At 42.2% G+C, this 14,959-nt stretch carries 14 protein-coding genes, 4 tRNA genes and 1 pseudogene; 4 read left to right on the forward strand and 15 right to left on the reverse strand.

The window, feature by feature from the left end; genetic code table 11:
• Positions 1–40 precede the first annotated feature (40 nt).
• The 11 genes from rplL to JEU79_RS00945 all read right to left on the reverse strand — a co-directional run bounded on the left by rplL (position 41) and on the right by JEU79_RS00945 (position 5,556).
• On the reverse strand, positions 41–418 hold the full coding sequence (gene rplL / locus JEU79_RS00895) for a 50S ribosomal protein L7/L12 (RefSeq protein WP_198262580.1): 378 nt from the start codon (positions 416–418) through the stop codon (positions 41–43).
• A 145-nt stretch (positions 419–563) separates the two neighbouring features.
• Positions 564–1,091: a 50S ribosomal protein L10 gene (gene rplJ / locus JEU79_RS00900; protein WP_198262581.1), complete on the reverse strand. Its 528-nt coding sequence runs from the start codon at positions 1,089–1,091 to the stop codon at positions 564–566.
• A gap of 276 nt (positions 1,092–1,367) precedes the next feature.
• On the reverse strand, positions 1,368–2,066 hold the full coding sequence (gene rplA, locus JEU79_RS00905) for a 50S ribosomal protein L1 (protein ID WP_198262582.1): 699 nt from the start codon (positions 2,064–2,066) through the stop codon (positions 1,368–1,370).
• Between the two features lie 2 nt (positions 2,067–2,068).
• Positions 2,069–2,503, reverse strand: coding sequence for a 50S ribosomal protein L11 (gene rplK, locus JEU79_RS00910; protein WP_198262583.1), 435 nt, complete (start codon positions 2,501–2,503; stop codon positions 2,069–2,071).
• 158 nt (positions 2,504–2,661) lie between these two features.
• On the reverse strand, positions 2,662–3,195 hold the full coding sequence (nusG, locus tag JEU79_RS00915; protein WP_198262584.1) for a transcription termination/antitermination protein NusG: 534 nt from the start codon (positions 3,193–3,195) through the stop codon (positions 2,662–2,664).
• Between the two features lie 4 nt (positions 3,196–3,199).
• Positions 3,200–3,544: a preprotein translocase subunit SecE gene (gene secE, locus JEU79_RS00920; protein WP_198262585.1), complete on the reverse strand. Its 345-nt coding sequence runs from the start codon at positions 3,542–3,544 to the stop codon at positions 3,200–3,202.
• A 113-nt stretch (positions 3,545–3,657) separates the two neighbouring features.
• Positions 3,658–3,733 (reverse strand) — tRNA-Trp (locus JEU79_RS00925).
• A gap of 159 nt (positions 3,734–3,892) precedes the next feature.
• Positions 3,893–5,083 (reverse strand): elongation factor Tu, encoded by a 1,191-nt coding sequence (gene tuf / locus JEU79_RS00930; protein ID WP_198262574.1) that lies wholly within the window; start codon positions 5,081–5,083, stop codon positions 3,893–3,895.
• A 44-nt stretch (positions 5,084–5,127) separates the two neighbouring features.
• Positions 5,128–5,202, reverse strand: a tRNA-Thr gene (locus tag JEU79_RS00935).
• Between the two features lie 65 nt (positions 5,203–5,267).
• Positions 5,268–5,341, reverse strand: a tRNA-Gly gene (locus JEU79_RS00940).
• Positions 5,342–5,471: 130 nt separating this feature from the next.
• Positions 5,472–5,556: transfer RNA gene (locus JEU79_RS00945), tRNA-Tyr, on the reverse strand.
• A 274-nt stretch (positions 5,557–5,830) separates the two neighbouring features.
• On the opposite strand from JEU79_RS00945, the gene JEU79_RS00950 reads away from it, so the two are divergent.
• Positions 5,831–7,540, forward strand: coding sequence for a bifunctional sulfate adenylyltransferase/adenylylsulfate kinase (locus JEU79_RS00950; protein WP_198262586.1), 1,710 nt, complete (start codon positions 5,831–5,833; stop codon positions 7,538–7,540).
• 27 nt (positions 7,541–7,567) lie between these two features.
• Positions 7,568–8,551, forward strand: a complete 984-nt coding sequence (locus tag JEU79_RS00955; protein WP_198262587.1) for a DHH family phosphoesterase — start codon at positions 7,568–7,570, stop codon at positions 8,549–8,551.
• A gap of 31 nt (positions 8,552–8,582) precedes the next feature.
• On the opposite strand, the gene JEU79_RS00960 is transcribed toward JEU79_RS00955, so the two are convergent.
• The 4 genes from JEU79_RS00960 to JEU79_RS00975 all read right to left on the reverse strand — a co-directional run bounded on the left by JEU79_RS00960 (position 8,583) and on the right by JEU79_RS00975 (position 12,792).
• Positions 8,583–9,548 carry a KpsF/GutQ family sugar-phosphate isomerase gene (locus JEU79_RS00960; RefSeq protein ID WP_198262588.1) on the reverse strand — a complete coding sequence of 322 codons (966 nt, stop codon included), beginning with the start codon at positions 9,546–9,548 and terminating at the stop codon, positions 8,583–8,585.
• A gap of 3 nt (positions 9,549–9,551) precedes the next feature.
• Positions 9,552–10,346, reverse strand: a complete 795-nt coding sequence (gene kdsB / locus JEU79_RS00965) for a 3-deoxy-manno-octulosonate cytidylyltransferase (protein WP_198262589.1) — start codon at positions 10,344–10,346, stop codon at positions 9,552–9,554.
• Between the two features lie 500 nt (positions 10,347–10,846).
• Positions 10,847–11,392: a KdsC family phosphatase gene (locus JEU79_RS00970; protein ID WP_198262590.1), complete on the reverse strand. Its 546-nt coding sequence runs from the start codon at positions 11,390–11,392 to the stop codon at positions 10,847–10,849.
• 41 nt (positions 11,393–11,433) lie between these two features.
• Complete coding sequence (locus JEU79_RS00975; RefSeq protein WP_198262591.1) at positions 11,434–12,792, reverse strand: YfiM family lipoprotein; 1,359 nt, start codon at positions 12,790–12,792, stop codon at positions 11,434–11,436.
• A 238-nt stretch (positions 12,793–13,030) separates the two neighbouring features.
• Here JEU79_RS00975 and JEU79_RS00980 point away from each other — a divergent pair, with 238 nt between their 5' ends.
• Together JEU79_RS00980 and JEU79_RS00985 are read left to right on the forward strand one after the other, a co-directional pair.
• Complete coding sequence (locus JEU79_RS00980) at positions 13,031–13,732, forward strand: IS1 family transposase (RefSeq protein WP_198262592.1); 702 nt, start codon at positions 13,031–13,033, stop codon at positions 13,730–13,732.
• 31 nt (positions 13,733–13,763) lie between these two features.
• A pseudogene (locus tag JEU79_RS00985) lies at positions 13,764–14,924 on the forward strand (IS3 family transposase).
• The last annotated feature ends 35 nt before the right edge of the window (positions 14,925–14,959 follow it).

Genomic DNA, 14,959 nt, shown 5'->3' on the forward strand with positions numbered 1-14,959 from the left:
GCCAAAAAAGGTTACAAAAAAACAGTAAAAATGCAATGCCTTACTTAAGTTCGACAGATGCACCAGCTTCTTCAAGCTGCTTTTTGATTTCTTCAGCTTCAGCTTTTTCAACGCCTTCTTTAACAGGAGCAGGAGCGCCATCAACAACACCCTTAGCTTCTTTAAGACCTAAACCTGTGATAGCGCGTACAGCTTTAATGACGTTTACTTTCTTGTCACCTACAGCAGTCAGAATTACATCAAATTCAGTTTGCTCAGCAGCGTCACCACCAGCGTCACCGCCAGCAGCAGGTGCAGCAGCAACTGCAACAGCAGCAGTTACACCAAATTTTTCTTCCATTGCTTCAATAAGTTCCACAACTTCCATTACAGACATATTAGCAATTGCTTCTAACATTTCGTCTTTAGATACAGCCATTTTAAAACTCCAAATTTTTCTTGCTAATGAATCAACTTCGACTTTTTTGATCGAGTGATTTAACTAGCGTGTTGGTTTACCAATAAATTATTTCTTCTATAGCGAACATCGGCATATAACTTAATATAATAAGATGCTATCAGCCTTAGCTGGCTTCCTTCTGATCGCGAACAGCTGCGATAGTACGAACCAGTTTTGTATGCGGCTCTGCCAGAGTGCGAACAAATTTCGAAATAGGTGCTTTCATAACAGACATCAACATGCCGATTGCTTGATCCTTAGTAGGCATCTTCGCAAGGACAACAACATCTTTAGGTGCAAGTAATTTACCGCCAATTGAGACAATTTTTACTTCCAGCTTGTTATTTTCTTTCACAAATTCAGAAATGACTCGACCCGCAGCACCTGGATCTTCTTGCGAAAAAGCAAGAACCAGTGCGCCAGTCAGTTCACTTTGAATACATTCGAAATCTGTACCCTCTACAGCGCGTCTAGCCAGGGAATTCTTCACCACACGAAGATAAACACCATCAGCACGTGCCTTAGCACGTAGCTCGTTCATTTCGTTTGATTCGATACCCTGATAAACAGCACCTACAACAGAGTGTGCATTTGCGGCTATTTCAGCTACTTCAGCGACAATCGCTTTTTTACCTTCAATAGATAAAGCCACTACAACTCACCTCTCGTTGCGGTTAGGTTAATTAAAAAAACCTACCGAGTTACAGATAATTATTGACCTGAATAAACTGACCAATAATCGTTAACGATGTTTCTAGCATCCGAGGAGCATATTGAATTACACCGTCTGCGCCGGTTTTCACTGTTCTTTTAAAAAAAAACTAATGATGATTAAGAGCCTAAGCCCACCGACGGTCTTTGACGTCCACCACATTTAAAAAATTAAATAATGGTAAACCAAAGTTCTTTTTTATTTATTACTTATTACTTACTTAAGCGCAATTGTTGATTGATCAATTGTTAAACCTGGACCATGTGTGGTAGAAACACTGATCTTTTTCAGGTAAATGCCTTTTGCTGATGCCGGCTTTGATTTTTGTAAATCAATCACTAAAGCTTCTAAGTTACCTTGTAACTTGTCTGCATCAAAGCCTATTTTACCGATTGCACAATGGATGATACCACCCTTGTCAGCACGGAAACGAACCTGACCCGCTTTAGCATTGTTGACTGCAGTCACAACATCCGGTGTAACAGTACCCACCTTAGGATTAGGCATCAAACCACGTGGTCCTAGGATTTGACCTAGTTGACCAACCACGCGCATTGCATCTGGTGTGGCAATAACAACATCAAAGTCCATTTCACCGGCTTTGATTTTTGCAGCTAAGTCTTCAAAACCAACGATATCTGCACCGGCTTCAGTTGCCTTAGTGGCATTTTCGCCCTGAGCAAATACAGCAACACGAACAGTCTTGCCAGTACCATGAGGTAGTACACAAGCACCACGTACGTTTTGATCAGATTTACGAGGGTCAACACCCAAGTTCACACTGATATCAACTGATTCTTCGAACTTGGAAGCTGGTAATGATTTTAATAACTCAACCGCTTCAGAAAAACCATAGAGTTTACCCAGTTCTACTTTTTCATTGACAATTTTTTGTCTTTTAGTCAGCTTAGTCATAATTATTTAACTCCCTCTGTCTCAATACCCATACTTCTTGCTGTACCTGCGATGGTACGCACGGCAGCATCCATATCAGCAGCAGAGAGATCTTCCATTTTAGTGTTAGCAATTTCTTCTAATTGCGCGCGATTCACTTTGCCCACTTTATCGCGGTTAGGTACACCTGAACCACTCTTGATGCCAGCGGCTTTTTTCAGCAATACGGCAGCAGGGGGAGTTTTAGTGATGAAAGTGAAACTACGATCACTAAAGACAGTAATAACGACAGGAACAGGCATGCCTTTTTCAAGACTGTCTGTTTTCGCATTAAATGCCTTACAGAATTCCATGATGTTCACACCATGTTGACCTAGTGCAGGACCAACTGGTGGACTTGGGTTTGCAGAGCCAGCGGCTACCTGCAACTTAATATATGCTTCAATCTTCTTAGCCATAATTTCCTCAATTTGGGTAATAACGCCCGATTAGAGCTCCCCTGTTAATGCAGCCAGACATTATATCCGACAAATAGCAATAGCGCCACAATTATTTAAAATTGTGGCGCTATTTTTCTTTTTTCTCCCCCCCCCATTCTATTAGAAGGGGAAGTAAACTAGGTTTTTTCTACCTGAATAAATTGCAGGTCAACCGGTGTTGAGCGGCCGAAGATACTGACTGAGACACGCATTCTGCTCTTGTCGTAATCAACTTCTTCAACGACACCATTAAAGTCATTAAATGGACCATCAATGATACGCACCAGTTCACCCGATTCAAATAATACCTTAGGTTTGGGCTTGTCAGTACCTTCCTGAATTCGGTTCAGGATAGACTCGACTTCTTTATCGCTGATGGGTGCTGGATCGTCTTTTTTGCCACCGATGAAACCCAGTACTCTGGGTGCATCTTTGACTAAATGCCAAGTGTCGTCATTCATTTCCATTTGTACTAGCACATAACCGGGGAAGAATTTACGTTCACTGCGACGTTTTTTGCCATCTCTCATTTCAACTACTTCTTCAGTAGGAACGAGAATTTCACCGAAATCTGCTTCCATCTCTAAACGCACAATGCGCTCTTCAAGAGAACGCTTTACAGATTTTTCGTAACCAGAAAATGCTTGTACTACATACCAGCGTAATGCCATTTTATTATCCCTGACCGGTCAATAAACGAACAGCCCAACCAATTATCTGGTCGAAAGTCCAGAGAATAATGCCTACAATTACAACCATCACACCAACAGTTAAGGTAGTTTGAGTGGTTTCCTTTTTGCTAGGCCATACTACTTTTTTCATCTCAATGACTGAAGCTCTGACAAAGGCAATGCTATTCGCACCTTTTTCAGTTTTTGCTGCAATCAGAAAGCCAATAATCACACCGGCAAAAACACCCAGCACTCGATAAAGTACGGATATTTCACCTTGGGTGTAATATACAAAGAGAGAGGCTGCAACAACGAGTATTGCTAAGCTTAGTTTTATTTTATCTGCCATTAAATCATCTTAATGCTAATACCTTTGAAAATTTTAATTACAAACCATCAAACGCATTTATTTTGGATGAATATAGCGTGGTCATTTTTCAGTCCACGCTATGTTCAAGAATTTGGCAGGCCAGGAGGGAGTCGAACCCCCAACACCCGGTTTTGGAGACCGGTACTCTGCCAATTGAGCTACTAGCCTAAATTTGAATAATTTCTCTTACACTGTAATTTGGCAAATACACTGTTTATCTTCTTAGCAGTTTTCACTGAAAGAAAAAGCAAGAGATCAAAGCCCTTATTCGGTGAGCTTTTAATCAATGGCTCAAAAGAGCCATTGATTATTTTCTTATCGCTGCTATTATTCAATAACCTTAGCAACAACACCCGCACCAACGGTACGGCCACCTTCACGAATTGCAAAACGTAAACCGTCTTCCATCGCAATCGGTGCAATCAAGGTAACAACCATTTGCACGTTATCACCTGGCATAACCATTTCTACACCTTCGGGTAATTCACAAGCACCGGTCACATCAGTTGTACGGAAGTAAAACTGTGGACGATAGCCTTTGAAAAATGGAGTATGACGACCACCTTCATCTTTGCTCAATACATAAACTTCAGCATCGAAAATGGTATGAGGGGTGATTGAACCCGGTTTAGCCAGTACTTGACCACGTTCGACGTCTTCACGTTTAACACCACGTAGAAGGATACCGACGTTATCACCTGCCTGACCCTGGTCAAGCAATTTGCGGAACATTTCAACACCCGTACAGGTAGTCGTTTGAGTTTCTTTGATACCGATGATTTCGATTTCTTCACCGACTTTAACAATACCACGCTCAATACGACCGGTTACCACCGTACCACGACCTGAGATTGAGAATACGTCTTCAACGGGCATAATAAAATCACCATCAATCGCACGCTCTGGCTCTGGAATGTAGGTATCCATTGCTTCAACGAGTTTAACGATTGATGGCACGCCGATGTCACTGGTATCGCCTTCTAGGGCTTTGAGTGCTGAACCGATAATAATTGGCGTGTCATCACCTGGAAATTCATAGAGATCCAATAATTCACGGATTTCCATTTCAACTAATTCGAGTAATTCTTCGTCGTCTACCATATCGGCTTTGTTCATATAAACAAGGATATAAGGTACACCAACCTGACGAGATAATAGGATGTGCTCACGGGTTTGTGGCATAGGGCCATCAGCCGCACTACAAACAAGGATTGCGCCGTCCATTTGAGCAGCACCGGTAATCATGTTTTTAACATAATCGGCGTGTCCTGGACAGTCAACGTGTGCGTAATGACGAACGACTGATTCATATTCTACGTGAGAAGTTGCAATCGTGATACCACGTGCTTTTTCTTCTGGTGCTGAGTCAATTTGATCAAATGCGCGAGTTTCACCACCGTGAATTTCTGCCATACATTTGGTGATTGCTGCAGTTAAAGTTGTTTTACCATGATCGACGTGGCCAATTGTGCCAACGTTGACATGCGGTTTTGTACGTTCGAATTTTTCCTTGGACATCATCGACCCCAATCTTAGTTTAGTTTAAGCAAACAGTTTGTATCTGGAGCCCATGGCCAGAATTGAACTGGCGACCTCATCCTTACCAAGGATGCGCTCTACCCCTGAGCTACATGGGCATTCATTATTCTTTTACTCTGACTTTTTATAGCGTTATATAACTGTCAGAAAAAAGAGCAATCAATGGAGCGGGTAGCGGGAATCGGACCCGCATCATCAGCTTGGAAGGCTGAGGTTCTACCATTGTACCATACCCGCAAAATCACCTTTAAAACATTATTCCTAGCATTATAATAGGAGATAATATTTTAAGGTAAAAAAAAACGCTCTCCTATTATTCGTAATCAATAGTCATTAGCGTTTCTTTTATAAATTCTATAATCTGAAATGGTGGAGGGGGGAGGATTCGAACCTCCGAAGGCAGAGCCAGCAGATTTACAGTCTGCCCCCTTTGGCCGCTCGGGAACCCCTCCGTACCTCAGAAAGGACGCTATTATTGGTTAAATTCATTTATCTGTCAAGTCAATTAATCAATATTTTATGACTTTTTATTTATTCTGTTTAAATTGTAGTTTTTCGGGTGATTTCTAGCTAGGGGTCAGCTTGGAGTCGAAGTCAAATGGCACAAAGTTCAATGCCTAAATTTATCACCATACGTTTTGCCATTTGACTCCGACCCCTGAGTTCAAAGAGAATAGAGTAAACTACTCACATCTATCTAATTTATTTCAATTATAGGGACTTTATATGCCTCACGGTGGTGATCTCGTCAATCTTCTTGTCGCTCCAGAAGAAGCTGACAGCCTAAAACAACAATCTGAGTTTTTCCCTTCAATCACACTGACAAAACGGCAATTATGTGATTTAGAGATGCTCATTAATGGTGCGATGTCTCCCTTAACAGGTTATATGGATAAAGAAACCTATGATTCTGTTATTCAAACCTCACGCTTACCTAACAATTTGCTTTGGCCGATGCCTATTGTTTTAGATATCGAAGACAAGCTAGCGGAAAAGCTGTCTCCCGGTGACAAAGTAGCCCTACGCGATACTGAGGGCTTTATGCCTGCGGTCTTAACAGTGTCCGACATCTGGCAGGCTGATAAAAAATTAGAAGCTGATACCATTTATGGTACTCAATCTAATTTACATCCTGGGGTAGACTACTTGTTAAATCAAAGTCACTCCTATTATATCGGAGGAGAGATTCAGGGCACCGAAACGTTATCCCACTTTGATTTTGAACAGCTTTGGTCATCCCCTGCTGAATTACGAGCCTTATTTAACAAACAAGGCTGGCGAAATGTGCTGGCCTTTCAAACCAGTCAGCCTATGCATAAGGTGCATCAACACATCACCCTGAATGCAGCACGTGAAAACAATGCGCATATACTGATTCACCCGACTGTTGGTATCACCAAGCCGGGGGATCTCGATTATTATGCTCGGGTGCATTGCTATCAGGCCATACAAAAATATTATCCCACTAACTTAGCGACCATGTCACTATTGCCACTCGCCATGCGCATGGCCGGCCCCAAAGAAGCACTCTGGCACGCAATCGTTAATAAGAATTATGGTTGCTCTCATATTCTCATCGGCCCTGAACATGCATCGCCCCCTACTGAGCAATTTTATGCACACTCTGCTGCCCAGCAATATGTGACTGAACATGCTGATGAATTGGGTATTATTCCGGTATGCCCTGAAGAAACACGCTATGTGGCAGAAAAACAAGCCTTTTTACCACTTTCTAGCATTAAAAAAGATAAGCTTGGCAGTGAAATGCTCTCGGTAGATGAGCTCAAGAACCATTTACAGAATAACCACCCTATTCCTGAGTGGTTTAGTTATCCTGAAGTGTTAAAAGCACTCAGCCGCGCCTATCCTCCCCTTTGTAAACAAGGCATCACCTTGTTTTTCACTGGACTGTCCGGATCAGGCAAATCAACCCTAGCAAAAATCATTTATGCCAAATTGATTGAGCTTGGTACTAGACCCGTGACCCTATTAGATGGTGATATTGTCAGACATAATTTATCCAGTGAATTAGGTTTTTCTAGAAATGACCGCAATATCAATGTTCGACGCATCAGCTTTGTCGCCAATGAAATTACCAAAAATGGTGGGGTGGCGATTTGTGCGCCGATTGCGCCTTATACCGAAATGCGCCGCAGTGCCCGTGAATTAATCGAACAATACGGTGCTTTCATTGAAATCCATGTCGCCACCCCCTTAGAAGTGTGTGAGTCACGGGATCGCAAAGGGCTTTATGCCAAGGCCAGAAAGGGCATTATTCCTGAATTTACCGGCATTAGTGATCCCTATGAGCAACCGGAAACCCCTGAAATGCGCATTGATACTAGCCAATTTTCACCCATGGAAGCAGCTCAGGCAATTTACCTCTATTTATTTAGAGAGGGCTATATAGAAACGGCTGAAAACTGCGGTCAATAGGTAAAAAGACAGGTAAAAAGGACAACCATGCAAACATTTGATGTTTTTAACGGCGATGCCGATGGCATTTGCTCATTATTACAATTACGCCAGGCAATGCCCTGCCAATCTCAGCTGATCACCGGGATCAAGCGGGATATTAATTTATTAAAAAAAGTATCGGCTCAAACAGGTGATCAGGTTAATGTACTGGATGTTTCACTGGATAAAAACCGTATCGAGTTAGTGAGCCTGCTGGCCCAAGGCGTTGACGTATTATATATCGACCACCACTTTTGTGGTGAACTTCCAGAAAGTGAGCATTTGAGCCCAGTCATTGATACCCAGCCAAACACTTGCACCAGCTTATTGATGTATCAATATCTTAAAAAAGAACTCACTCAACAGATAAGTCCTTTATGGGCAATTACCGGCACTTTTGGTGACAACTTAAATCAATCAGCATTCACTTTAGCCTCAGAAACAGCTCTTAAAGACTCAGAAATAGCACGATTAAAATCACTGGGCATTTACATCAATTATAATGGCTATGGTGCTAGTGTGTCAGACCTGCATTTCGCACCAGATGAACTATTCAAATTATTATTACCCTATCACAAGCCTTTAGATTTTATTAATGATAGCAGCTCAGTCTACGCTTCATTAAAATCAGGCTACGATGAAGATAATGCTCATGTTCAAGACATAAAAGCGGAATTTGAAACCGATAAAACAGCCCTATTCATCTTACCCAATGCCGCTTGGGCACGCCGAATCAGTGGCGTTTATAGTAATGAATTGGTCAATCAATACCCTGATCGCGCCCATGCGGTATTGACAGAAAACGATCAGGATGGGTATTTAATCAGTGTTCGAGCACCATTGAACAACAAAACCGGCGCCGATGACTTGTGCCGTCAATTTGAATCCGGTGGAGGTAGAAAAGCTGCGGCAGGCATTAATCATTTACCTAAAGCTGATCTAGAGCGATTTATGGAGCGCTTTTCCGTACAGTTTGTTTCCAAAACGTAGGGTGGGCAGATAAGGCCATGCCCAGCCTACGTTAGCAATCGAATATTTCCAGGATACCGGTAATATGGTTATCATTATCAGTCACGATGAGTGCTTTGATCTTTTTCTTCAGCATTAATGACTCTGCATCGACTAGCATCATGTCATCATTAATAGTGATCGGATTTTTAGTCATGATCTCCCCAATACTGGCTTGGTTCATATCCACTTTATTCACTAGCGCACGGCGTAAATCACCATCCGTGACGATACCAATGACTTTTTGATCATCGACAATCACCACCAAGCCCAAGCGTCCTTCACTAATAGCCAAAACCGACTCACCTAGCGATGTCTCTTGACTCACTAATGGTAGATTATTGCTATGCATCACATTGCTCACTTTCGTCAGCAAACGTCGTCCTAAACTGCCACCGGGGTGATAGCGGGCAAAATCTTCAGCCTGAAAATTACGCGCCTTAATCAAAGCAACCGCCAGTGCATCGCCCATGCCCATCGTTGCCAGCGTCGATGTGGTGGGGGCTAAATTATTGGGGCAGACTTCACGCTCAACCTTGACACTCAAAATTACATCAGAATGCTGTGCCATGGTCGATTCTACATTGCCGACAATAGAAATAATTTCATTGCCAAAATGCTTCACCGAGGGTAATAAGTTAATAATTTCTTCTGTTTCACCGCTATAAGAAATCAAAACTAAGAGGTCGTCACGGGTTAACATTCCCAAATCACCATGAAAAGCTTCTGCTGGGTGCATAAAAAAGCTCGGGGTGCCTGTAGAGGCAAAAGTGGCCATCATTTTCTTTCCGACCAAACCGGACTTGCCCATACCGCAAACAACGACTCGTCCCTTCGTTTGCAAAATCATCGTCACCGCTTTAAAAAACTCATCACCCAAGCCCGCTGACATATTAATTAATGCCTTAGCCTGCTCAGTTAAAGATTCTTTGGCGATCTGTAGCATTGCTGATTGCTTGTCACTGTTCACATCGCTCATTTATCAGGAGTTTCCCATTATTATTTGTTCTACTTTATCAATATCGGCAGCGACATCAACCCCATGCCCTGGCTCATCACGCACGATAGAGACATGGATCCCAATACCATTATACAGTAGCCGTAATTGTTCTAGTGACTCTGTTTTTTCCAACTCACAAGGCTCAAGCATAATATATTGCTTTAAGGCAGTTCCTCGATAGGCATACATGCCAATATGCCGATACCAGTGACTTTCTTCTGGTAATTTCTTAATACTTTGTTGGGACGCATCTGTCATTTTAAAATCATCTCTAGCCCAGGGGATAACGGCACGAGAAAAATATAAGGCATAGCCTTGATGATCCATGACGACTTTTACAATATTGGGGTCAAATGCTTCTTCCTGCATTTCAATCGGTGTCGCCAGAGTGGACATGCCGGCCTTACGATTATTTTTTAAAGACTCTGCGACCAAGTTAATGTGCATGGGTGATACCAATGGTTCATCGCCTTGCACATTAACAATGATACTTTGCTCAGCCCAGTTTTTTAATTGTAGCACCTCAGCCAGACGTTCTGTGCCTGAGGCATGATCCGATGAGGTCATTACAATATCATTAGTGAATTGTTTGGCAGCATCGACGATTCGCTGATCATCTGTGGCAATCACCACCTCGCTTGCCTGACTTTGTAAGGCACGCTCATAGGTGTGTTGAATCATTGGTTTGCCTGCAATGATTTTTAAGGGCTTGCCTGGCAGACGGGAAGAAGCATAGCGAGCGGGGATAACAATTTTAAAATCGGGCTTGTTATTCATAAATTTTAGTTTTGTTTATGGATGATTTCCCATTATACGTTATATGAAATAATTTTCGGGATTTATGTGATATACCGCACCGCCTTGCGTGTCGCATCGGTATATTGTACCGACCTGTTCCGACCTGTTCCGAACCCGTTCCAAATCGTTCCGACCCGTTCCAACCCGTTCCACCTGTTCCGAACCGTTCCAACCCGTAGGGGCAGACCGTAGGGGCAGACCGTAGGGGCAGACCTATGTGTCTGCCCGGGTGGTGTTGAATTCAGGATGAATTTTGGGGCGGTCATTTAAAGGGCGGACATATTGGTCCGCCCCTACGGGTGGTGGTGTTGAATGCAGGGGGAATTGTGGGGCGGTCATTTAAAGGGCGGACACATAGGTCCGCCCCTACGGGGCTGGTGTTGAATTCAGGATGAATTGTGGGGCGGTCATTTAAAGGGCGGACACATAGGTCCGCCCCTACGGGGCTGGTGTTGAATTCAGGGGGGAATTGTGGGCGGTCATTTAAAGGGCGGACACGTAGGTCCGCCCCTACGGGGGGTTGAATATAATTCGTCTAGGTCGAACTGGGCATCGAGGATTAAATCTGCGACTTCTCTTGCAACGCCTTCCCCCCCACCGGCAATGGTGATGTAATCTGCTTGTTTTTTGACATAATTGTGGGCGTCTTGCACCGCAATAGACAAACCAACTTGTGACATCACGGGCAAATCAATGACATCATCGCCAACATAGGCGGCCTGTTCAGGTTCTAATGATAGAATCGTTAGCAACTCAGCAAAAGCTTGCGCCTTGTCATTGCAGGCAGGATAAAAATGCGTCACTGATAAATCACTCATTCTTTTTTTCAAGGGCTGTGAATCTTTAGCCGTGATCACCGCAACCGTAATTCCCTGCTGTTGCAGCAACTTAATCCCTACCCCATCTTTAACATTAAAACGCTTAAATAACTCGCCATCAGGACCATAATTCAGCATGCCATCCGTTAACACGCCATCAACATCAAAAATCAACAATTTAATAAGTTTTGCTTTGGATTCAATCATCTATTATTCAACTCTCATATTGCGGTTTAAATTAAATATCGCTAGCGATATAACAGCAGAGCATCTAAACGACGATCAATTTCACTCACCATCTGCTTATAAGGTTCAGCATTCACATCACCATAGCGTAATTTGAACTCATCTTTCGTTAAACCTTCCGGAAGTGCCGAAATATCAGGAAAAAATATTGCTTCAGATGCCTCTGCCGCCATAAGCCTTTGTAGCCTCCATGCCCCTCCATTTTTATCCATGGCCATACTGGCCAAACGAACACCAGCACGATCGGCCGCCAAATCCACAAAGCTGAAGCCACTACCCTTATAATCCGAATCTAACAACTCTTTGAATTCACCAATTGCCAAACTACTGCCCTGATCGCCCATTAACTTTAATGCCGTTGAATAAATAAAATGCAAACGCAAATCCCGTCGCTCAGCTAATACAACATGATGCTTGGGTGGTCGGTGCAGACGCATATAATTAGTTTTTTCCATACCCAGAAAAGAATTGAACTTATAGCTCCCCAGAAATATCGCCAAGGCCAAAATAGCCGCCTGATTTTCGACATCCGACTTGCCCGACTCAGTCAGGCGATGAGCTTCTTCAAATAAGGGGCTTAAATACAGTGCCAAAGAAACGACTTCTGAATCCTGATAAACTTGACTCAGTCCTAATAGATACTCATAATAATGACCAATTTTTTTAGGATCACCAAACAAAGCCACCTCATCCCGAAAGCCTTTCAAGCGTTGGCGGACAATTTCAACACGACGTTTCATGGCTGAAGAAGCATTAATACCTAAAGTCATCTGACTACGTTCCAAAGACAAACTTTCAACTGAGTTTAAAAAAAAAGTCCCCTGTTTATCCCCCATAACCCAATCCAATAATAAACGTAATACGGTAATCGATGTTTCCCCTGAAACAGACAGCTCACCAATCGACACAGACTCAATGTCCAGCCCCGCTTGAGAGGGATTAATTTGCGCCGATAAATTCAGGTAATAACCAAATGGATTCTCGGGCAAAGTTATAGACAGAGCCGCTAAGATGCCAAAACGGGTAACATTCATCCGCCCCTTCAGCCGTGGAATCGCACGAGAAGCTAAAGCCAGCACGCCATTCAGCTCTTCCGCTGTCGCGGTCAGAGAAACCGGCTTCTCTGCATTTGCTATCAGATCGAGTGTGCGCTTAACCAATGCCTTTGCCTGTGTTGCAGACTCAGCATTAATCGTATCCGTAGAAGAAACCAACGGCATCAACTGAATAGCAGACGACAACACCCATAGACCTAAAGCGACAAGCGTCATCAGCACCAGAGCAAAGCCTAAAATGACCTTCCAATAATGCGACAAACGAGAAGCAGTGGTTCCGCCTATTTTAGAAACTGATTTAAACAAAGGCTAAGCTCATTTTTTCATAGCACACTGCGACTCTATTATTTTTAGCCATAATCATCATTTGCATCTCTTCACAAGGTGATACCTGACATGGCCACTATCCAAATTACACCCTAAGCGTTTTCGCTACCTTGACATCCTACCCCACCTGAAGGACAAGCCGATAAATAAAGGTGTTGATAAATGCGATAAATTAAGCTATTATTCTTGTAAAATCAACATTTAAGGGGATATCTAAATGGATAAAATATCTTCTGATATAAAACAACCAAGAATTCCAGTTGAAATTAACGATATTCAGGTTAATTTTTGCAAAAATCCATTGTGCCAAAATTATGGTGTTCCTGCCAGCACAGAAAGCCAAGTTAAACTCCATAAATCACAAAAAGACTGCTACAAATTATCAAGTGGTAGTCGAAAGCCAGTTACTAAACTGATTTGCAAGTCTTGTAATGAGTTATTCCCAGTTAAGAGCAATCAAGGAATTTGGGATGAATTACAGCGAATTGAAGAATATTTAAAAGAAACTCCAGAGGTGTCATGCCCTGATAATTCATGTAAAAATAATCTCATTAGTATTAAGTTAGGAAAAGAATTTTACCAGTCTTTTGGGAAAACAAAATCAGGTTCTAGTCGTTATCGATGCAAGTCTTGTAAGAAAACATTTTCAGTTAAACAATCTACAACTGGTCAAAAACAGCCTCATAAAAACAATCTTATTTTCAAACTTCTAATGAATAAATCCCCTTTAAGGCGAATCTGTGAAGTTGCTGATGTTGGTATGGCGACTGTTTATGCAAAAATTGATTTTCTGCATAAACAGTGCATGACCTTTGTATCAGAAAGAGAACAGAGGTTAATTAAAAGCAATATAAAGCGACTTTATGTTAGCGTGGATAGACAGGTAATGTGGCTATACTTAACCGGACACACAACTTAAAATAACTAAAAGATAAAAAGTGTGACCTAAAATGAATGATCAAACAAAAAAACCGAATAAAAGCTATACATCAGAATTTAAAGAATCAGCTGTCAAATTAGCTAATGAGACGGATCAACCCGTTTCTCAGACTGCCAGGGAGCTAGGTGTTAATGTAAATACTCTACATACCTGGATCAGTAAATATTCCAAACCGGTGAAGACGGTAGCCAATAGAAGTGATGAACACATTTATGATGAAGTAAAACGTCTGAAAAAAGAATTGGCAAAAGTGATTCAGGAGCGTGATTTATTAAAAAGGCCACAGCGTACTTTGCAAGGGAAACTTTGTGAAGTACGCATGGATAACTGATCAGGCTAAAGATTACCCGGTAACGATTCTGTGCCGTTTTATGGATGTTTCCCGTAGTTGCTATTATGATTGGGTTAGCTCTCCTAAAACGGATAGAGAGAAAGAAAATGAAGCGCTTACTGAGCAGCTAAAAAACTGTTTGAAGACAGTCGCAAGACTTATGGAACCCGTCGTCTTAAAAGAAAACTGGCTGAAAAAGGCGTTCATATAAGCCGCCGGAGAATTGGTCGATTAATGAAAAAAGCCGGTTTGTTTTGTAAAACGAAGAGACGCTTTAAAGCGACGACTAATTCCAAGCATAATAAGCGTATATCTCCAAATTTACTGGAAAGAGAGTTTACTGTCTCTCAACCTGATCGCTACTATGTGGGTGATATTACCTATATTGCCACCAAGGAAGGCTGGTTATATTTAGCGGTTGTCATTGACTTATTCTCTAGGCAAATTGTTGGCTGGTCGATGGATGAGCGAATGAAAGCCAAGCTAGTCAATGATGCTTTACTGATGGCCATATGGAAGCGTAAACCAATGGATGGATTGCTTTGGCATACTGACCGAGGTAGCCAATATGCCTCTGATAGTCATAGAAAAATATTGTCGGATCATAACATAATTCAGTCTATGAGCCGCAAAGGAAATTGCTGGGACAATGCTGTATCAGAGAGCTTCTTTCATAGTTTGAAAACTGAATTGACGCACCATTGTCGATTCAAAACCAGAGTAGAAGCAAAGCAGGCAATATTTGAATATATTGAGGTATTTTATAATCGGGAGCGACTTCATTCGGCTAATGATTATTTGTCACCAGTCGATTATGAAATACAGCAGGAAATAGCTTAAATCGATTGATTGAAGAGGGGTAAAAGGCGACATAA

This window comes from sulfur-oxidizing endosymbiont of Gigantopelta aegis (assembly GCF_016097415.1).
Taxonomy (GTDB): domain Bacteria; phylum Pseudomonadota; class Gammaproteobacteria; order GRL18; family GRL18; genus GRL18.